The organism is Amycolatopsis taiwanensis DSM 45107, assembly GCF_000519205.1.
In the GTDB taxonomy this organism is placed as follows: Bacteria; Actinomycetota; Actinomycetes; order Mycobacteriales; family Pseudonocardiaceae; genus Amycolatopsis_E; species Amycolatopsis_E taiwanensis.
Genome location: NZ_KI912602.1, coordinates 1 through 17,328 on the forward strand (window position 1 = coordinate 1; position 17,328 = coordinate 17,328).

Here is a 17,328-nt window from a genome sequence, read left to right on the forward strand (position 1 = left end):
CGCCACGGCCCCAACGCCGCCGAGAGCTCCCGGTCCAGCCCCAGCGCCCGCGCGGTATCAGCCAGCAGCACCGCACCCGCGTGAGAAACCACCCCGTTTCCGGCCGCGTCAACAACAGGCATGGGATAGAACCCCGTAGACTCACTCACCAGAAAGGTGCTCCAGATCTCGGAAAAATCGGTCCTCAGCAAACCGGATTCTCCCAGGTCAGAGCACCTTTCTCCCTATCCGACACACCCACACATCGAATTACCGTGAAAGCCCTGGGCTAGGGTTGCGACGCTCGTTGACCTCGTTGAGCAGCCGGACGAGGGCCGCTTCGGCCTCGCGCTCCGCGTCTGGCCCAGGCGGAACGTGTTCAACGAGATAGTTGCGCTTGCCGGTGATCGAGTCGTACCCAGCGAACACCCGTACGCGCAGCGCACCGCTCGGCCGCACGTCGATCGAGCCACGCGGACGCTTCCGTGCCTTCTCGTATGCCGCCGTGCGGCGAGGGTAGCTTGGTTTCGCGTCCCAAGTGATGTCCCGCAACCCGGATCGGCCGCTTCAGGCGGCCAGTTCCGCCAGGTCAACCGGTGTGCCCTCGGCAGGACTCGAACCTGCGACCTAGAGATTAGATGATTACCGTCGACTTTATTCGACTCTAGCGTTTTCACCTGGGGGAACTCCCTAAAATCGTCGGGTCTTATCGAGTTGAATCGGGTTCCAATGTGGTCCATTAATGGACCACAGTCCGACTAGCCGGTCTCCTCGCCCTCCTCACCCTCTTCGGCCCCCTCGGCCGGCACATCGAACATGCTCTCCAGCGCACCGGCCGTCTTCTCGTTCGCGATCTGCGGACGCCGGTAATGCCCCTCGACGACATCGCGCGTGTTGCCGAGCTGATCGGCGATCGCCTCGCTCGAGATGTCGCTGTCGCCGAGATGCGACGCCGTCGTCTTCCGGAACACGTGCGAGGTGACCCAGCCGTAGCCGATCTCGTCGCACACCTTCCGAAGCCGCTTCATCACGTTGCCCGGGTCCTCCAGCTCCCCATTCCACGTCCGGAACAGCGTGCCGCCGCCCGACTCCAGCTTCCGCCGGCGGAACATCTCCACGCTCCAGCTCGGCACCCGGACCACCAGGACCGCGCGGTTGCCCTTGCGCAGCGGCTGCCGCACGATCCCGACACCCTCCACACGGATCAGGTGATGCGACAACGCGACCTTCCGCTCCCGCGGATCCACGTCATCGGCGGCCAGGGCGAGCACCTCACCGATCCGGCCGCCGGTGGCGAGCCCGGCGAGCGCGAGGTCCGGCAAATCCAGCCATCCCTGAGCGCGCACGCCGAGCCGGCGCTTCGGGTCCTCGGCCCGCGCCTTCACCGCCGCGGCAAGCTTGGCGAGGAAGTCGCCACGCTCCCCCGGCTCCAGCGCGCGGATCGGCTTCGCCTCCGCGGCCGCGGCGATCGCCTCGACCGACTTGATCGGGTTCGCCGTCATCGCCTGGTTCCGCACCGCGTAGGCGCAGATCCCCGACAGCACAGCGCGCACCCGCCTGGCCGCCGCCACGCCGGACTCACCGCGCTTGCCGCCCTTCTTCAGTGCCTTGCGCACTCCGTCCTTGACACCCTTGATCACCTCGTCGCAGAAGCCCACGTCTTCCTGGACCTCACGGCACGTCATCTCGCCGAACTGCTTCTTGACGTGGTTGCGGACCGTGTCGCGATAGTCGTACAAGGTCTTCGGAGCGCGCTCGCCCTCGGCGACCTTGCGTTCCAGCTCGGCCAGCCACAGGTCAGCCACGTGCCCGAAGCGCGTGTCGGGGCTGATCTTCTTTCCGGACACCTCGTCGGCGAGCTTGACCAGCGCCGCTTTCAACTCGTCGACGGCGGCGCTTTCGCTCGGTCCGCGGCGCCGCGGGCGCAGGACGCGTCCGTTGCGCAGGCGGAACCGTGTGCGGGCTTCCCAGATGGCCGATCGGCCCTTTGTTTTCTCGCGGATCTTTGTCGTGTGAATGACACCGTAGGTGCCGATTGGAGTACGCCGTCTGGCCATGTGGTCACCTATCTCGAAAATCCGGCGGGAGGTCCTCGGTGGTCTTGACGGCCGCAACATAGCGGCTGAGCTGGCTTTTCTCGAAATCCTTTCTGAGCTGATCGTGCTCGCGACGAACGACCATAATGATGCGCAGACCGATTACCGACAGCCAGCAGATGACGGTGAGCGACGCGGCACCGATGGCAGCTGCCGGCACGGCTTTGTCCGTCGCCGCGAGCCACGTGACAAACGCGCTTGCGCAGGTCACCACAGCGAGGATCACCCAGAGCGAGATCCGCGCCCATTCACTCTCATGGATCTTCATACAATGTCCCATTCCGATGCGAAATAACTCCTTGCATCGGTCTTTACTGCTACGTTCCGAATGGGTTACGAGCTACTGGCCAGTATCACTCATTTAGACCAAAACACGCGCACAATCCGTCACTCAGAGCTACGCATTCGCGCCTTGCGCTGGATTTCGAAAGCACCTTCGAGCCACTGCCGCTTAGCCTCGACACCCAGCACCGCGTGAATGCGGTCCGCCAGAGCGAAGATCTGCTCGTCCGACATGTGAGCGACCTCGATGCGCCGAGCAGCCAGATCGGCCTCCGCCTCCGACATGACCGGCCCGATGGGCTCAGGCTCGGTCGGCCCGGGCTGCTTAGTCGGCGGGATGGGGCCGTCTTCGAGGATCACACGCGGGGTGTCTTCGTTCCAGGTGGACAGTGCGCGGCCGACGGCGCGAAGGTTGATCTCTCCGACGCCGGGGTTGCCTTGCTCGATGTCGTCGAGGCTGCGCTTGCTGATGCCTGCGAACTCGGCAAAGGGGCGACGGTACTTGTAGCCGTCCGCTTCTCTCTGGATACGCACCGCTTCCCCGAGTCGGCGGCGCATCTTTTCGCTGTAGTCAGCAGTCCTGAGCCTCACAAGCGCAGAGTCTTGCAGACCCGCGCAGACAGGACCATGCCGTGACCTGCACGTTTTGCCCCGCTTGCCCCGATCGAGCGGTGACTTTATGTCCATGTCGATGCAGAGTAGTGCAGAAATTTGCAGACAGCAAGGCCGCAAGTTCATCATCATTCAACGCCATGCAACACATTCCTTGACTTGCCGTTGCAGAGTGATGCAGACTGACGCACATGCCCAACTTGAACAGCCCGCGAGTGAAACATCGCATGGCCGAGCGGGGCTTCGTCGACTCCAAGGCACTCGCCGAAGCGGTCCCCGCTGTCCCGTACGGATCACTCCGCAACGCGGTTGCGGGCACCGACCCGATCCGCCTGCAGCGGGTCTACGACATCGCGCGTGTCCTCAAAGCTCCGGACGAAGAACTCCGCACCGTCGTGGAGGACATCCTGGCGACGGCCGACGGCGGCCCCGACGAGGCACGCGACCGCCCGAAGGACACGCGCCGGGACACCCGCGCACCCTCCAGTCCGAAGCGGCCGACCAAGGCGGAACCGAAGCGGCGGCCGGCATCTGGGGAAGCGGCATGACCATCGCTGATGTCGTCGAAGCCCTCGACAAACTCACCCGCGAGGTCGCCGCCCTGAAGAAGGCCGCGAAGAAGCCCGATCGCGCCGCGTGGAAGCCGCGCGAGGTCGCCGAGAAGCTCGGCCTGGAGTACGAAACCGTGCTCGACCTCATCCACTCCGGTCAGATCCGGGCCGTCGAGATCAACGGCCGCTACCTCGTGCCTGACGACGAACTGCGGCGACTCCTCGCGCTGCCCGAAAGCGCGTGACCTGATCTCCCAGCCGCATCCCGAGCGGCTGGGCCCCATGAAAAACGCCCGCTCCGTGTCAACCGCCAAGCCGCACGGAACGGGCTCCACCGGACCAGCAAAGGAGAACCCGGTGAAGCACAACCGTACCAAGCCCAAGCGCACGCGGGTCGTGCTCGACGAGAAGCACGGCCAGGGCCACGTGGACCACGACCCGGCCGAACTGGAGCGGCAGGCCCGCCGGCGGGACCTGGCCTGGCTGCGTGACCGCTGCGCCACCCGCACCAACAACGAGGGGAGCCAGGCATGAGCGACACCGAGTTCACCGAGCAGCAGGTCCGCGACATGGAGGTCGCGCTCTACCAGGCCCGCATCGTCAACGAGATCCCCAACCGCGAGGCCGCCCTCAACGCGCTCCGCAAGGGTGCCGTCCCGCCGGTCGACGGGCAGCAGCCGGAGATCTGCGGGGACGTGCTCTACCCCGGCGTCACCTGCCAGTCCCCGGCCTGGCGCTGCGCGTTCGAGGACCACGGCTGGAGCAACGGAAAGCGCCGTCTCACCTGGTCGAACCACGGCGGTGAGGCATGAGCCGCGATCACCGCAGCATGTATGGCGTGGCCGCGCTGCTGGAGCGGCACGGCATCCAGATCGACCGGACCCGCGGTCCGCAGCACCGCCGTCCGCGTGCCGCTGAGACCGCGCTGGCCCAACCGACCGAGACCGAGCTGTTCATCGCCGAGATGCGGATGCTCGGTGCCCACGCCTACGAGGTGCTGCGGGACACGCACGGCCCGTGCAAGGTCTGCCAGCTCGAGGGCCGTGAGGGCGACACCGAGGTTTACATCGGCCGCGACGGCCACGAGGTCATGTGCCGGCCGTGCGCCCGCCAGGCCGTGAAGGGCGCCGACCGGCCGACCGTCGTGGAGGTGCTGATCCCGTGAGCACCCGACGCGACTGGCTGGACGCCATGGCCGACCCGCGCGCCGCCGAGCGCGCCGCGGAGAAGACCGCCCGACGCGAGCAGGGCGAAACCACCACGACCAACCCGCCCGCCATGGGCGAGGAAGCGAGCAACTGATGGCCACCTCCAACGACGTGAGCAAGGACCTGCTGGCCGACTTCGACAACCTGCTCGCTGACAGCGCCGCCATGCCGATCGACGAGCTGAAGGCCCGGTTCCAGGAGCTCGGCGAGAGCTGGCTCATCTACAACGACCACCGGGTGTTCGACCGGGTGCTCAGCCTGCCCGTGACGATCGACATGATCCTCGGCGACCAGAGCGACGCCGTCCGCAAGATCGTCGCCGGGTTGAAGGAAATCCACGGCGACGAGCTGGAGTTCGTACTCGACGGCTCCCGCTCCAAGCCGGAACTCGTAGTGCGCAAGTGGCGCGACGAGGACGCGCTCCGCAAGGCATGGAAGGAACACGCCGAGGACCAGTACCGGGCGAAAAACCTCGGCGGTGGACGGTGACCGCGACGATCTCGACCGAGCAGGACGTCTACGACCGGATCGTTGCGGAGAAACTCCAGATCACCGAACCCGGCGTCTACCCGGACGTCGACGAGGCCACGTACCACGCATTGCCGGGCCTGTCGTCCACGGGCATCAAGCGCATGTTGGAGGCGCCTGCGGTGTACCGGTGGCACGCCGACCACCCGGCCCCGCCGCGCAAGGCGTTCGACGTCGGCCACGCGGTGCACGCCCGCGTGCTCGGTGTCGGCCTCCCGGTCGCGGTGATCCCCGACGAGTTGCTCGCTACGAACGGTGCCGCCTCAACCAAGGCGGCCAAGGCGTTCGTGGCCGCCGCGCGCGCCGAGGGCAAGACCGTGCTCAAGCCCGACGAGTACGCCGAAGTGTCGGCGATGGCCGACGCCGTGCTCGCACACCGCGACGCGGCGCAACTGCTGTCCGACGCGGCCCCCGAGGTCAGCATCCTGTGGGACGACCCGTTCACCGGCGTGCGCTGCCGCGGACGGCTCGACTACTGGCACGAGCGGCCCGGCGTGGTCGTGGACCTCAAAACGGCCAGGAGCGCTAACCCGGCGCGATTCGCCCGCCACGCCACCGAATACGGCTACGGGGAGCAAGCCACGCACTACCAGACCGGCGCGGCGCTGCTCACCGGCCGGGATATCGCGCCCCGCTTCATTCACGTCCTGGTGGAGAAGGAACCGCCGCACCTCGTGAGCGTCGTCGAGCTCACCGCCGAGTTCCTCGACGTCGCCCACGACCGTGTCCGGTTCGCGATCGACCTGTACGCCCGCTGCCAGGAAACCGGCCACTGGCCCGGCTACGGCGACGGAATCCACCGCATCCAGCCGCCCGCCTGGTACCGCGCCGACACCCTCGACGAGATGGAGTTCTGACCCATGACCGAGATGGTCACCTACACCCCGCCGTCGCAGACGGCCCTCACCATTGCCGACGAGCAGCACCAGTTCACCGAAGCGCAAACACAGGCCTTGGCCCACATCGGCGTCGAGAACGCTTCACAGGGCGACCTTGCCGTGTTCTTCCACGTCGTCAAGCGCACGGGGCTCGACCCGTTCGCCCGCCAGATCTACATGATCGGCCGCCAGGCGTCCGAAAAGGACGCGCAAGGTAACTGGGTCAAGGTCACCAAGCAGACCATTCAAACCGGAATCGACGGCTACCGGCTCATCGGCCGCCGCGCCGCTGCCCGCACCGGCGAAACGATCTCCGTGGACGCCCCCGAATGGTGCCGCGACAACGGGACATGGGTGCCCGTGTGGTCCGCTGCGTGGGGTCTGCCGATCGCCGCCCGCGTCACGATCCGCCGCGACGGGCAGCCGTTCACGGCGGTCGCGAACTTCGACGAATACAAGCAAACCAAGCGCGACGGTTCACTGAACGCGATGTGGACGCAGCGTCCTGCCGGGCAGATCGCCAAATGCGCCGAGGCCGCCGCGTGGCGCATGGCGTTCCCGCAAGACCTCGCCGACATCTACACCGACGACGAGATGGGCCAGGCCGACAACCCGCCTCTGGCCAAGCCGCGTCGCGAAAGAGCCGCAACCCTGCTCGCACCCGCCGAGAACGTGATCACCGCCGAGCAGTGGAAGAGGCTCGGCACGCTCCTCAAGGGGGTCGACGCCAACAAACAGCTGCGGATCACAGCGCAGTTGATCAAGCGCGAGATCACCTCGCCGAAGGAGCTCACCGAGGCTGAGGCTTCGGAGCTGATCCGCGCGCTCGAAGACCTCGCCAACCAGGGCCCGATCGCCGACATGGTCGAGGCGCTGCTTTCTGCCCCCGAGCCCGGCACCGCGGAACCGGCCCCCGAGCCGGCCGCAGCCGAGCCGGGCACCGTCTACAAGCCCGCTACCCAGGCGCAGCTCACGAAGCTCCACACGGTGCTGACCAAGCTCGACATCGGCGACGGCGAGAAACACCAGATCGTCGGCACCCTGGCCCGCCGCGAGATCTCCACGACGAAGGACCTCAACCGGGACGAGATCGGGCGCGTCATCGACACCCTGGACGGCTGCCTCAAGGACAGCGATCCGCAGCGAGCACTTGACTTCGCGCTGGCCAACGCCGACGAGGAGGGGGCTCAGTGAACTGGCACGAACGCCCCTTCGTGGCGTTTGACCTGGAAACAACCTCTGTGGACGTCGAAACCGCCCGGATCGTGACGGCAGCCGTCGTCACGGTCGACCCCTCCACCGGCGCGAAAGACGTGCGCGAGTGGCTCGCCGACCCCGGCATCGACATCCCGGCCGAGGCGACCGCCGTGCATGGCATCACCACCGAGCACGCCAGGCAGCACGGTGAGCCAGCGGCTGACGTTGTGTGGGCCATCGCGGGCGCACTGACAAGGGCGTGGCTCAAGACGCACCCCGTCGTGGTCTACAACGCGAGCTACGACCTGTCGCTGCTGGACCGCGAGATGCGCCGCCACGGTCTCGGCGAACTGGACACGGCTGCGGTCATCGACCCGCTGGTGATCGACAAGCATTACGACCGGTTCCGGCGCGGATCTCGCAAGCTCGTCGATACCGCGCGGCACTACCGCATCGAACTGTCTGAGCAGGACGCGCATGGTGCGGCTGCGGACGCGCTCGCCGCGGCCCGCGTGGCGTGGCGGCTCGCCCGCGTCTACCCGGAATTGGCCGGGATGCGGCTCCCTGAGCTACACGCGCACCAGATCGCCTGGCACGCCGAGCAGGCCGCGAGCTTGCAGGAGTACTTCCGCGCCAAGGGGAGCGACGAGATCGTGCCGCTCGAATGGCCGCTGCGTCCGGTTGCCGTCTCGCTGCCCGAGCCTGCGGGCGGTGACCAGTGATGGCCGCCCGGATCACGGAGGCCGAGCGCTACGCCCGCGGGGACCGGCGCCTGCGCCACATCATCGACACGCTCGCCGTCGCCGTGCCCGTCGCTTTCGGAACCGCCGCGAGCCTCGCCGTCACCGGCACCTGGCCGGGGCTCGGCATCGGCTGGCGTGTCCTCGCCGGCGCTGGTGTCTTCCTGTCGTTCGCATGGCTGCTGATCGTGCGAGGTGACCGGTGAGCGAGCCGCTTCCACTGTTCGCCGAGGAAGTCCAGAAGTCGGCCGTGATCAGCCCGTGCGGCACCTACCGCTACGAGCTGACTCGCCGCTGGTCGGACGGCCCGCCCGTCGGCTGGGTGATGCTCAACCCGTCCACCGCCGACGCGAACCTCGATGACCCGACCATTCGCCGGTGCATCGCCTTCGCGAAGGCGTGGGGTTACGGCGGCATTGTCGTCCGCAACCTCTACGCCCTGCGTGCAACTGACCCACGCGAACTCGACCGGCACTCCGAACCGATCGGGCCGGACAACGACGCGCACCTGGCCCGATGCGTCGGCGAGCCGCTGACGATCGTGGCCTGGGGTGCCCGCGGCGGGGATCGAGGGCGCGAGGTGCTCGGGCTCCTGGCGAGCCGGGGTGTCCGGCCGCACCTGCTCGCGACCACGGGTGACGGCCAGCCGCGGCACCCGCTGTACCTGCGGGCCGATCTGTTGCCCGTGCCGGTGCAGGAGGTGGCCCGGTGATCCGCCGTCTTCTCGCGCGCCTCGCCGACTGGGCCATCGCCCTGCTCGACCGCGGCGACTCCATGCGCTGGACCGACGAATACGTCCTGCTGCTCGACGAACAGAACCGGCGAGGTGAGGGCCGGTGAACCGCCGCGTCAACGACATCCGGCCCGCGATCGACGAGCTCGCCGACGTCATCGCCGGATGGAACGCCAACCCGCGCAACAGACTGCCCTCGATCAAGGTTGGCGAAGACTGGACCGTTGGCATCGCCTGGCTCGTGAAAGCACTGCGGAAAGTGCTTGACCGGCACGCGCCTGACCGGGACGGCAACTGTGTCGCCTGCTATCGGTCCTCGTCGTCCGGCTGGTATCAGCGGCGCCCCTGGCCCTGCGACGACGTCATCGACATCGCCACAGAACTGGACCTCCAGGACGTGCTCGGCATCGATGCGGAGGACGCGTGAGCAGCCCAGTGAAGACGCGTCCGCATGGCCGGACGAAGTACGTCGTCGAGAAATGCCACTGCGAGGTCTGCCGCACGGCCTCTCGCGCCTACGAGAACCACCGGCGCCGCCAGCGCGCATACGGCCGCCAGGCCTACGTCGACGCCGAACCGGCACGTCAGCACGTCCGCAAGCTCCAAGCAGCCGGGCTCGGCTGGAAACGCGTCGCCCAGCTGGCCGGCCTGGACCACAGCGTCGTCTGGAAACTGATCTACGGCGACCGTAAGCGGTTCGACGGCCCGTCGAAGCGGATCCGGCCCGAGACGGAACGGAAGATCCTTGCCGTCCGGGCCACGCTCGACAACCTCGGCGACAACGCCCTGGTCGACGGCACCGGCACGCGCCGCCGCCTGGAAGCGCTCATCGCGATGGGCTGGTCCAAGGCGAAGCTCGCCGCTCGACTCGGCATGACGCCGACGAACTTCGGCAGCACCATGCAGCGCGCCCGCCTGCACGCGGCGACCGTCCGGGCCGTCCGCGTGCTCTACAACGAGCTGTGGGACATCCGGCCGCCGGAGGACACCCACCGGGACAAGATCGCCGCGTCACGGGCACGCACCTATGCGCAGCGGCACGGTTTCGTGCCACCGCAGGCGTGGGATGACGACACGATCGACGACCCGGTTGCGCAGCCTGAGGGCACAGAGCCAGTGCGCCGCAAGGGAGTACTGCCACCCGCCGAGGAACTGCTGTATCTCCGCAAGTGCGGCGAATCCGTCGCGGCAATTGCGGCCCGGTTCGGCGTCAAGGAGAACACGGTCGAACAGGCGTTGCACCGCGCTCGGGCGGTGGCCGCGTGATCCACTTCTATCTGGGTACCCATCAACCTTCCTGGCTGGCGCACGCCGGTGTGCCGTTGTTCGTGTCCCACCGCCGGCTGTCCGGCCGCAAGACCCTTCCGCGTGCACGCGCAGGATGGGCGCTGGACAGCGGTGGTTTCAGCGAACTGTCGCTGTTCGGCGAGTGGCGCACCAGCCCCGAGGACTACGTCGCCGCGGTGCGCCGCTACGACGAGGAAATCGGCAAGCTCGAATGGGCCGCCCCGCAGGACTGGATGTGCGAGCCGGTGATGCTCGCGAAAACCGGTCTCACAGTGGCGGAACATCAGCGCCGCACCGTCGTGAACTTCCTGCGACTGCAGGAAGTTTGGGGCGACCGGTACAGCTGCCCGTTCATGCCTGTCCTGCAGGGCTGGAACCGCGACGACTACCTGCGCTGCCTCGACCTCTATGGCGCGCACGGTGTCGACTTCACCGAATACCCCGTGGTCGGCCTGGGCTCGGTGTGCCGGCGCCAAGCAACAGGAGAGATCGGCGCCGTCGTGACGGCGCTCCGCGCAGTTGATCCCGGCATGGCACTGCACGGATTCGGAGTGAAAAAGACGGGCCTGGCGGCCTACGGCCACATGCTCACCGCCGAGACCGAGCACGAGTTCAACATCGGCAGCGCGGACAGCATGGCGTGGTCGTTCGACGCGCGCCGGCACGGCCGCCCACGGTGCGGCGGCACCGGGCACAAGAACTGCGCCAACTGCCTGCCCTACGCCTTGACGTGGCGCGGTGAGGTCCTAGCCGCGATCGGGAGCGTCTGGCAGCTCGACCTGTTCACGTCGCTCGAAGGCGAGGAGGTCGCGTGATCACCCTTGCCGCCACCTGGTCCGCCCACGTGCTGACCGACACCGCCACCCAACTCACGCGCGCACACCAGCGCGCACAATCCACAAAGGACTACCGATGAGCTACGAAACCCGCGCCTACGACAAGAACACTGGGGACCAGTTCGGACCCGACCCGGTCGTCGTCATGGCCGTCACCGGCACACACGACATCTCCCGCCTGCTCTACCTCCTGTCTCGCGGCACCATCGAGCAGATCCAGCTCGCCGAGCACATCACGCGGCAGGTCGCCCGGCACAACGGCGGCCGGGCCGCCCTGAAACTGCTGCGCGACCACGGCGGTCCGGACCTGCTCGAAAAGTTCGGAGTGGCTGCCGAGGCGCCTGCCGGCGGTGCGCGATGACCGCCCGAATCCCGGACCCCAAGGGCTACCAGTGGTTCCGGTACGGGCCGTACGACCCGCCGTACCGCAAGACCCCCGAGGGGGAGTACCACCAGTTCAGGCCGCAGTACAACGGCTGGTGCTACTGCAACCAGAACGAGCGCGGCCTGACCCGCATCCCGTTTTCGAAGCTCCCCGCCGAACTCAAGGCCAGGGCCATCGAGAAAGCGCTTCCGCGTCCCGTGGTCGACGTGCAGCTGCCCGAGCCGATCGGGAGCGAGGCATGACCGACCGCGAGAAGCTCAAGGCCGCAATCGACACCGTCGCGCGGCACTTCGTTCGCAACGCCGTGTTCAGCGAGATCGAAGACGGCCGCGGCGGCATCCGCTGCAGGTGCGGAGATGCGTCGTGAGCCTGCGCCTCTGCGATCCCGAGTGCTGCTACCCGGACGACACGCACGTCGAACCGGAGCCCGACTGGATCGGCAATGCCCCCGTCATGCACGGCGAATCCGAACGACCCGTGCCCGGCACGAACGACACGGACGCCTACTGCCTGTGTGGCCACCCGAACTACCTGACCTGCATGGGATGGCTCAACGGCGGCGGTATCGGCAGCTGGACCTTCGAGCGCACCGAGGACCAGACGTGACCCCCGCGCCCGACCGCCACAGCCCCCGTCACGGCGCGACCGCCACACATCACCAGCCCGGACAGCCGGGACCATCCCGCCACTGACCAGCGAAGGAACAGAGACATGACCAGCACCGAGAAGTGCAGCGGACTCGCTACCGACATCGCCCGCTACGACTCCGACTGGAACGAGGAGACCGGCGACTGGGAACCGCTCGCGCCGGAATACCTGAAAGCGCTCGCCAACAACCTCACCAACGCCGGATACCGCAAGTTGTCCACCGACGACGCCACCGTCGAGCGCATCGCAGCCGCTTCGTGGGCGGCATCCGACGGCTACGTCACCGGCATCCCGTGGCCCCCAAAGGGCCTCCACGCCGAGAAGGAACGCCGCCGCGTCCGCGCCATGCTCGCCGTCCTCACGGACCAACTCCCGTACGTCGGGCAGCACGTCGAGTGGAACTACACCGGCGACGAATGGAAGCCGGGACTCGTCCGCGAGATCCGCGGCGAGCACGTGCACATCGTGCTCGCCGACGGCCAAGACCTGCTCGTCGAACGACGACACCTCGCATGGGGCGGCCAAACCGAGTCCGAACCCACCGCCTGACCCGCCGGGCCGCCGCGAGTGACCCGACCCCGCGGCGGCCCGGACTCCCAGACCACGAAAGGAGGTGCGCCGTGGCGATCCACCTGCACACCACAGAACCACCCGGCGGCCGCCCGATCACCGCGCAGGAGCTCTACAACGCGTGCTGGCGCGGCGAACTCCCTGCCGAAGTCCTCCGGGCAGCCGACCGAGAACGCCTCGTCGAAGACCTCTGGGACCAGGGCTGGACCGATGTCGAGATCGCCACACACACCCGCATGACCACCTACACCACCGCGCGCATCCGGACCCGGCTCAGGCTCGCGCCGCACCACGCACAGAAAGAGGCCGCAGCCTGATGGCCCACGACCGGCACCTGTTCATCAAGGTGGACGTGAACATGCCTGATCACCCGAAGATCGAGGCACTGTCCGACCGCGCGTTCCGCGAACTCATCCGGCTGTGGACGTGGTGCTGGAAGCACGACACCGACGGCGAAATCACGCCGGCTCGGTGGCGGAAAGTGCCGCCGAAGGTACGTAACGAACTGATAAATTCCAAAGTTACCGACGAGTCAAGCGGCGTCTTGCTGATGCACGACTATTTGGACTGGCAGCAGTCCTCGGAGGAGCGTCGGCAGGCGTCCGGCGGGCGTGCCAAGGGCGGCTCGCTGGGGATGCATAACCGCTGGCACAAGGCCCGTGGAGTGATCAAAGAGGGGTGTCCGTACTGCGAGGAAAGCACCCCCTCGGAGATCAACAACAGTGATAAGTCGAGTTATAACCCAGGTAATAACTCAGCGATAACAGAGAGAGAGAAAGAGGAAGAACTTAAGGACTTATCGAGTCAGCCGCCTGTAAGTAGCGCGCCCGCGCGAAACGGCAGCGGCATCAGCGGCCCCTACAGCACCAGGGCCTACCGACTCGTCGACCGCACTCTCGGCCGCGACATCACCAGCGCCACCCGCACCCTCCTCGCCATCGAAGTCGCCACCCTGCTGCCCGAAGTCGACGAACCCACCCTGACCGCCGCCCTCGAACGCTGGAACCAGCGCAGCGGCATCGGCCCGAAACTCCTGCCCGGTCTCGTCGACGACATCCGCAAGGAAGCCCGCGGCGCCACCACGCGCGCCTCGCCGGCACCGGCCGTCAACGCCACCGACGCGTTCGCCCAGCAATTCCTCGCCGGCGGCCACACGCCGCCCCCACTCCGAGCACTCCCAGGAGGAGCGTCATGAGCACCACCGTGAAAGCCGTGACAGCCCGTCGCGAGCACGCCTGCGACAGCTGCTCGGGCACACCGAACGTGCGCCCCATAGCCCCTGGCCATCGCTATCTGCGGCACGTGGCCTTTCCCGGAGACCTGCTGAACCAGACCGCGCGGCTGCTCACGAGCGTCGAATGCGTGGCCTGCGCCAGTGAACGCGAGTGCTCAGACGGGCTGCTGGTCGCGGGCGCCTGCGCCACGTGGTGCTGCGGCGACGTTCCCTGCGCCCGCCCCTTCGGCCACGACGGCGACCACTCCTGCCGACGCTGCGCAACGGCGACGCGAGGCGGTGCAGCGTGAACGACGACCAGATCCGCGCCCTGCTCGCCGTGGCCATGGGCTACGACAACCGGCGCCCCGGCGAGTTGAACATCGCCGCCTGGACCGAAGCCAGCGCCCGCGGCCGGTGGACCTTCGACGCCGCGCTCGAAGCCATCCACGCGCACTACGCCGAGAACACCGAGTTCCTGATGCCCGCGCACATCACCAGGCGCGTCCGCGCCGGTGCCGGCCAGCCGCCGCGCTACGAGGCCTTGCCGCCCGCGCAGCCCGCGTCCGAGGACACCCGCCGCCGGATGCGCGACCTCATCGGCAACGCCTTCCGCCTACCGCGCCACGCCCGCGGACACCGACCCGCGCCCGACTCGGCCGAACACCAAGCGGCCCGCCAGCGAGCCCGCGAAGAACTGGACCAGGTCCGCCACAACCGAGGCGAGGCATCGTGAAAGCGCTCACCGTCAAGCAGCCCTGGGCCTGGGCCATCGCCGCCGGCCACAAGCCCATCGAAAACCGCAGCTGGACCACCAGCTACCGCGGCCCGCTCGCCATCCACGCCGGCAAAACCATCGACCGCCACGCCATGCCGCTCGTGCGCCAACTCCTCGCCACCATCGGTGCCGACACCGCCGAACTCGACCAGCCGCTCACCCGCGGCGCCGTCATCGCCACCGCCGAACTGGTCGACGTCTGCGCGCAAGCCGTCAGCGGAGGTACCTGCGCGTGCGGACCCTGGGCCGAACCAGGCCAGCATCACTGGCGGCTTGCGAACGTGCAGCGCCTCGCGGAGCCCGCGCTCGTGACCGGTCGGCTCGGCCTGTGGCATTGGGAAGCCGGTGAGCAGTCATGACCACGACCCTCACCAGGCCCACCTGCACCATCAAGGGCTGCACCCGCAACCGCAAAGCCAAAGGCCTGTGCAACAACCACTACCAGCAGCTTCGGCGCGCGGGACGCGTCACCGCGCCCGAAAAGGACACCCACTGCTCGGTCGACGGTTGCACCAACACCCGCACCGCCCGCGGCTACTGCCTCGGCCACTACACGAACTGGAAACGCACCGGCAACCCCGAACACGCGCCGGTGCAGCAGCTTTCCCGCGATGAACTCGTCTACCTGCGCCGCCTCGTCGGCCTCCCCGACACCGGACCCACCGCCGAGCAGATCGCACGGTGGCGGGCCGAGGAAACCGCCGACGGGCTGGGGGTGGCGTCGTGAGTACCGCAAAGAACATGATCGACATGCTGCGGCGCCACTATCTGCCAGAGACCAAGCCGCCGGGCGGGGTCTTCGCTCCGGAGATCGCCGCGCCGAGTTCCGACCGGCGTGCGGATCTGATCTGGCAGGGGGTGACGGCCGGGTTCGGTCAGGACCTCGTCGGCCACGAGATCAAGGTTTCGCGACGCGACCTGCAAGTCGAGCTGGCCGACCACACCAAGTCCGACGCCTGGATGCGGTACTGCGACCGGTGGTGGCTGGTGGTCTCGGACCTGTCGCTCATTGAAGGCCTGGAACTGCCGCCTACGTGGGGCGTCATGGCCCCGCCGTCCGGGCGCCGCACTCGCTCGATGACCGTCATCGTGGACGCACCCCAGCTCAAGCCGGTCGACCAGGCTCCGGCGTACCTGCGGATCGCCACGTGGCTGCACTGGAAGCTCCAGGACGAGCGCAGCCAGCATCGGGCGGCTCGGGTAGACCTGGAGCGTCGGGACAACCGCATCCGCGACCTGGAGAACCAACTGACGGCGGCCGGTCGTGCGACCCACATGTCCGACCGCATGCAGGTCATCACCCAGATCGTCGATGCGCTCGGGGTGGCCTACGGCGGTGGCCTCGGTGACGGCTATCGCGAGACCGTCAGCGTCGATGAGGTCGTCGAGGCACTGACGGACCTGAAGGCCGCGCGTGGTCGTGCGCGCGAAGTCCAGAGCCGGGCCGAATACCTCCTCGGCCAACTCACGTACGTACGTGGTGATCTCGATCGGCTGCTGAAAGACCGCGACGTCGACAGCCTCGCGAAGTTGGTTCGGAGGCCGGCATGACCCGCGACGAGCCGCGCCGCCGCTGGGGCAAAGCCGGGCGTCGCCTCACCGCCCAGGAATCCGCCGCCATCGCCCGCCGCAAACACCAGCGGACCGTCGACCAGCAAGAGACCTACCGCGCCTGGCGCGCCGGATGCGTGACCCCGTGGCGCATCACCGCCGCCCTCGACATCCGTGGCCTCTACGGGCCGGAAGTTGACGAAGCGTGTGGCGTTGCCGAGCCCGCGGTGGACATGTGGGAAGACGGCCAGCTCTACCCCACCTGGGAGCAACTGCTCGCCCTCGCCAAACTCACCGACTTCCCCGTGGGGTTCTTCACCCTCGGCGGCGAACCCATCCCAGTAGACGCCACCAGCCTGCTGTGCGGCATGACCGACGCCCAGATCGCCGCGTGGAAACGCGACCACCGCGAACCCGTCCTGGAGTTCCTGCCCGAAGCCATCGCCACCACCGTCGAAGGAGAACCCGTTGAGCGAGCACGAATTCACCCCGGACCAGATCGTGCAGGGCATCGCGCGGGCCGTCCGGGAGCGCGCGTTCGACGTGATCCCCAGCCTGATCACGCTGCTCGCACTCCAGGACCCCGACCGCGCGCAGAAAGCCCTCGACGCGCTGCAGGGACGAGCCACGTTCCAGGTGCAGTTCACATGACCCTCGACCGCACCGGCGAGCCCATCGACCCCGACACCGGCCACCACTGCGCCAACGGCTGGCAGCTCGGCCACACCCTCGACGACGACCAGCCCTTGCGCTGCCTGATCTGCCACCCCGAATTCCTGCCCGAACGACGCCGCGCCCGGCTCTGGGGCGGCAACCCCGACGCCCGGCCACACCCGTCCAGCACCGAAACCCGTCCATCTACCAGGGAGAACCGATGAACGAAGTGATCCAGTTCCAGCCCCAGCAGCGCGTCTTCCAGGCCGGAGACCCCGAACCGAGCGACGTGGCCCGAGTCCGCGACAACGAGGGCGACGTGTGGGAGCGCATCGAACCCATGGCGTGGCAGGTGGCGGGCGAGGACCCCGACTACGCCGTGTCGTGGCAGTCGCTGGCCCCGTACGCGCCGCTGACCGAGGTCCGGTCCTGATGGCCGACACCGAGACAGCGCTTCCCGCCCGGTTGGACACGGCGGACACGCCGATCCTCGCCGCCGTGCTCCGCGACCTGGCCGCCACGGACGACGAGTCCGAGGCTTCCGACGGCGAGAGCGAGGCGCGCTGATGCCCATTCCTGCCGCCTCAGATCGCCGTGGAGCC

General features: G+C 67.9%; 36 protein-coding genes. 32 read left to right on the forward strand and 4 right to left on the reverse strand.

All coding sequences use genetic code 11. From position 1 onward, the window contains the following. Positions 1 to 249: 249 nt before the first annotated feature. The 4 genes from A3CU_RS49310 to A3CU_RS0141320 all read right to left on the reverse strand — a co-directional run bounded on the left by A3CU_RS49310 (position 250) and on the right by A3CU_RS0141320 (position 2,915). Positions 250 to 531, reverse strand: coding sequence for a hypothetical protein (locus A3CU_RS49310; protein WP_043844349.1), 282 nt, complete (start codon positions 529 to 531; stop codon positions 250 to 252). 206 nt (positions 532 to 737) lie between these two features. Next, complete coding sequence (locus tag A3CU_RS0141310; protein ID WP_027947173.1) at positions 738 to 2,036, reverse strand: site-specific integrase; 1,299 nt, start codon at positions 2,034 to 2,036, stop codon at positions 738 to 740. Between the two features lie 4 nt (positions 2,037 to 2,040). Further along, entirely contained in the window at positions 2,041 to 2,343 is a 303-nt protein-coding gene (locus A3CU_RS0141315; protein WP_027947174.1) for a hypothetical protein, read from the reverse strand. A gap of 119 nt (positions 2,344 to 2,462) precedes the next feature. Beyond that, on the reverse strand, positions 2,463 to 2,915 hold the full coding sequence (locus A3CU_RS0141320) for a helix-turn-helix domain-containing protein (RefSeq protein WP_027947175.1): 453 nt from the start codon (positions 2,913 to 2,915) through the stop codon (positions 2,463 to 2,465). A 245-nt stretch (positions 2,916 to 3,160) separates the two neighbouring features. On the opposite strand from A3CU_RS0141320, the gene A3CU_RS53780 reads away from it, so the two are divergent. The 32 genes from A3CU_RS53780 (at position 3,161) to A3CU_RS55340 (ending at position 17,293) form a co-directional block, all read left to right on the forward strand. Continuing rightward, on the forward strand, positions 3,161 to 3,517 hold the full coding sequence (locus A3CU_RS53780) for a hypothetical protein (protein WP_169739755.1): 357 nt from the start codon (positions 3,161 to 3,163) through the stop codon (positions 3,515 to 3,517). Continuing rightward, complete coding sequence (locus A3CU_RS53785; protein ID WP_027947177.1) at positions 3,514 to 3,765, forward strand: helix-turn-helix domain-containing protein; 252 nt, start codon at positions 3,514 to 3,516, stop codon at positions 3,763 to 3,765. Before A3CU_RS53780 ends, A3CU_RS53785 begins: the two co-directional genes overlap by 4 nt. Positions 3,766 to 3,877: 112 nt before the next feature. After that, entirely contained in the window at positions 3,878 to 4,054 is a 177-nt protein-coding gene (locus tag A3CU_RS53290; RefSeq protein ID WP_156960823.1) for a hypothetical protein, read from the forward strand. Beyond that, positions 4,051 to 4,332 (forward strand): hypothetical protein, encoded by a 282-nt coding sequence (locus A3CU_RS0141340; protein WP_027947178.1) that lies wholly within the window; start codon positions 4,051 to 4,053, stop codon positions 4,330 to 4,332. The genes A3CU_RS53290 and A3CU_RS0141340 overlap by 4 nt, the downstream gene beginning before the upstream one ends. Then, a complete protein-coding gene (locus A3CU_RS0141345; protein WP_027947179.1) occupies positions 4,329 to 4,685 on the forward strand; it encodes an RING finger protein in 357 nt (118 codons plus the stop codon). Before A3CU_RS0141340 ends, A3CU_RS0141345 begins: the two co-directional genes overlap by 4 nt. Then, positions 4,682 to 4,822 (forward strand): hypothetical protein, encoded by a 141-nt coding sequence (locus A3CU_RS53295; protein WP_156960824.1) that lies wholly within the window; start codon positions 4,682 to 4,684, stop codon positions 4,820 to 4,822. Before A3CU_RS0141345 ends, A3CU_RS53295 begins: the two co-directional genes overlap by 4 nt. After that, positions 4,822 to 5,217 carry a hypothetical protein gene (locus tag A3CU_RS0141355; RefSeq protein ID WP_027947180.1) on the forward strand — a complete coding sequence of 132 codons (396 nt, stop codon included), beginning with the start codon at positions 4,822 to 4,824 and terminating at the stop codon, positions 5,215 to 5,217. Before A3CU_RS53295 ends, A3CU_RS0141355 begins: the two co-directional genes overlap by 1 nt. After that, positions 5,214 to 6,113 carry a PD-(D/E)XK nuclease-like domain-containing protein gene (locus A3CU_RS49315; RefSeq protein ID WP_052373114.1) on the forward strand — a complete coding sequence of 300 codons (900 nt, stop codon included), beginning with the start codon at positions 5,214 to 5,216 and terminating at the stop codon, positions 6,111 to 6,113. Before A3CU_RS0141355 ends, A3CU_RS49315 begins: the two co-directional genes overlap by 4 nt. A gap of 3 nt (positions 6,114 to 6,116) precedes the next feature. Continuing rightward, positions 6,117 to 7,328, forward strand: a complete 1,212-nt coding sequence (bet, locus tag A3CU_RS50450) for a phage recombination protein Bet (RefSeq protein WP_052373116.1) — start codon at positions 6,117 to 6,119, stop codon at positions 7,326 to 7,328. Further along, complete coding sequence (locus A3CU_RS49325) at positions 7,325 to 8,053, forward strand: exonuclease domain-containing protein (protein ID WP_084144234.1); 729 nt, start codon at positions 7,325 to 7,327, stop codon at positions 8,051 to 8,053. Before bet ends, A3CU_RS49325 begins: the two co-directional genes overlap by 4 nt. Next, positions 8,053 to 8,277: a hypothetical protein gene (locus A3CU_RS0141375; protein ID WP_027947182.1), complete on the forward strand. Its 225-nt coding sequence runs from the start codon at positions 8,053 to 8,055 to the stop codon at positions 8,275 to 8,277. The genes A3CU_RS49325 and A3CU_RS0141375 overlap by 1 nt, the downstream gene beginning before the upstream one ends. Next, a complete protein-coding gene (locus A3CU_RS0141380; RefSeq protein WP_027947183.1) occupies positions 8,274 to 8,783 on the forward strand; it encodes a DUF1643 domain-containing protein in 510 nt (169 codons plus the stop codon). The genes A3CU_RS0141375 and A3CU_RS0141380 overlap by 4 nt, the downstream gene beginning before the upstream one ends. Next, the gene (locus A3CU_RS55330; protein ID WP_281174196.1) at positions 8,780 to 8,911 is read left to right on the forward strand and encodes a hypothetical protein; all 132 of its coding nucleotides are present in this window, start codon (positions 8,780 to 8,782) and stop codon (positions 8,909 to 8,911) included. Before A3CU_RS0141380 ends, A3CU_RS55330 begins: the two co-directional genes overlap by 4 nt. Further along, positions 8,908 to 9,231, forward strand: coding sequence for a hypothetical protein (locus A3CU_RS0141390; protein WP_027947184.1), 324 nt, complete (start codon positions 8,908 to 8,910; stop codon positions 9,229 to 9,231). The genes A3CU_RS55330 and A3CU_RS0141390 overlap by 4 nt, the downstream gene beginning before the upstream one ends. Further along, positions 9,228 to 10,070 carry a sigma factor-like helix-turn-helix DNA-binding protein gene (locus tag A3CU_RS50455; protein WP_156960825.1) on the forward strand — a complete coding sequence of 281 codons (843 nt, stop codon included), beginning with the start codon at positions 9,228 to 9,230 and terminating at the stop codon, positions 10,068 to 10,070. Before A3CU_RS0141390 ends, A3CU_RS50455 begins: the two co-directional genes overlap by 4 nt. Further along, complete coding sequence (locus tag A3CU_RS49335) at positions 10,067 to 10,906, forward strand: deazapurine DNA modification protein DpdA family protein (RefSeq protein WP_052373119.1); 840 nt, start codon at positions 10,067 to 10,069, stop codon at positions 10,904 to 10,906. The genes A3CU_RS50455 and A3CU_RS49335 overlap by 4 nt, the downstream gene beginning before the upstream one ends. Positions 10,907 to 11,003: 97 nt before the next feature. After that, on the forward strand, positions 11,004 to 11,288 hold the full coding sequence (locus A3CU_RS0141410) for a hypothetical protein (RefSeq protein ID WP_027947185.1): 285 nt from the start codon (positions 11,004 to 11,006) through the stop codon (positions 11,286 to 11,288). Next, positions 11,285 to 11,554, forward strand: a complete 270-nt coding sequence (locus A3CU_RS0141415; protein WP_027947186.1) for a hypothetical protein — start codon at positions 11,285 to 11,287, stop codon at positions 11,552 to 11,554. Before A3CU_RS0141410 ends, A3CU_RS0141415 begins: the two co-directional genes overlap by 4 nt. Next, on the forward strand, positions 11,551 to 11,679 hold the full coding sequence (locus tag A3CU_RS55335; protein ID WP_281174197.1) for a hypothetical protein: 129 nt from the start codon (positions 11,551 to 11,553) through the stop codon (positions 11,677 to 11,679). The genes A3CU_RS0141415 and A3CU_RS55335 overlap by 4 nt, the downstream gene beginning before the upstream one ends. Then, positions 11,676 to 11,918, forward strand: coding sequence for a hypothetical protein (locus A3CU_RS0141425; RefSeq protein WP_027947187.1), 243 nt, complete (start codon positions 11,676 to 11,678; stop codon positions 11,916 to 11,918). Before A3CU_RS55335 ends, A3CU_RS0141425 begins: the two co-directional genes overlap by 4 nt. A gap of 105 nt (positions 11,919 to 12,023) precedes the next feature. Continuing rightward, positions 12,024 to 12,509 (forward strand): hypothetical protein, encoded by a 486-nt coding sequence (locus A3CU_RS0141430; protein ID WP_027947188.1) that lies wholly within the window; start codon positions 12,024 to 12,026, stop codon positions 12,507 to 12,509. A gap of 71 nt (positions 12,510 to 12,580) precedes the next feature. Further along, the gene (locus A3CU_RS0141435) at positions 12,581 to 12,847 is read left to right on the forward strand and encodes a hypothetical protein (protein WP_027947189.1); all 267 of its coding nucleotides are present in this window, start codon (positions 12,581 to 12,583) and stop codon (positions 12,845 to 12,847) included. Next, positions 12,847 to 13,725, forward strand: a complete 879-nt coding sequence (locus tag A3CU_RS0141440; protein ID WP_027947190.1) for a hypothetical protein — start codon at positions 12,847 to 12,849, stop codon at positions 13,723 to 13,725. Before A3CU_RS0141435 ends, A3CU_RS0141440 begins: the two co-directional genes overlap by 1 nt. Then, entirely contained in the window at positions 13,722 to 14,054 is a 333-nt protein-coding gene (locus tag A3CU_RS53300) for a hypothetical protein (RefSeq protein WP_156960826.1), read from the forward strand. The genes A3CU_RS0141440 and A3CU_RS53300 overlap by 4 nt, the downstream gene beginning before the upstream one ends. Then, on the forward strand, positions 14,051 to 14,479 hold the full coding sequence (locus A3CU_RS53790; protein WP_027947191.1) for a hypothetical protein: 429 nt from the start codon (positions 14,051 to 14,053) through the stop codon (positions 14,477 to 14,479). Before A3CU_RS53300 ends, A3CU_RS53790 begins: the two co-directional genes overlap by 4 nt. Continuing rightward, entirely contained in the window at positions 14,476 to 14,880 is a 405-nt protein-coding gene (locus A3CU_RS53795) for an ASCH domain-containing protein (protein WP_027947192.1), read from the forward strand. Before A3CU_RS53790 ends, A3CU_RS53795 begins: the two co-directional genes overlap by 4 nt. Continuing rightward, on the forward strand, positions 14,877 to 15,248 hold the full coding sequence (locus A3CU_RS0141455; protein ID WP_027947193.1) for a hypothetical protein: 372 nt from the start codon (positions 14,877 to 14,879) through the stop codon (positions 15,246 to 15,248). The genes A3CU_RS53795 and A3CU_RS0141455 overlap by 4 nt, the downstream gene beginning before the upstream one ends. Then, positions 15,245 to 16,072: a hypothetical protein gene (locus tag A3CU_RS50460; protein ID WP_052373121.1), complete on the forward strand. Its 828-nt coding sequence runs from the start codon at positions 15,245 to 15,247 to the stop codon at positions 16,070 to 16,072. Before A3CU_RS0141455 ends, A3CU_RS50460 begins: the two co-directional genes overlap by 4 nt. 468 nt (positions 16,073 to 16,540) lie before the next feature. After that, positions 16,541 to 16,723 (forward strand): hypothetical protein, encoded by a 183-nt coding sequence (locus A3CU_RS0141465; RefSeq protein ID WP_027947194.1) that lies wholly within the window; start codon positions 16,541 to 16,543, stop codon positions 16,721 to 16,723. Beyond that, positions 16,720 to 16,950 (forward strand): hypothetical protein, encoded by a 231-nt coding sequence (locus A3CU_RS0141470; protein WP_027947195.1) that lies wholly within the window; start codon positions 16,720 to 16,722, stop codon positions 16,948 to 16,950. The genes A3CU_RS0141465 and A3CU_RS0141470 overlap by 4 nt, the downstream gene beginning before the upstream one ends. Next, entirely contained in the window at positions 16,947 to 17,159 is a 213-nt protein-coding gene (locus tag A3CU_RS0141475) for a hypothetical protein (protein ID WP_027947196.1), read from the forward strand. Before A3CU_RS0141470 ends, A3CU_RS0141475 begins: the two co-directional genes overlap by 4 nt. Further along, positions 17,159 to 17,293: a hypothetical protein gene (locus tag A3CU_RS55340; protein ID WP_281174198.1), complete on the forward strand. Its 135-nt coding sequence runs from the start codon at positions 17,159 to 17,161 to the stop codon at positions 17,291 to 17,293. The genes A3CU_RS0141475 and A3CU_RS55340 overlap by 1 nt, the downstream gene beginning before the upstream one ends. Positions 17,294 to 17,328: the final 35 nt, after the last annotated feature.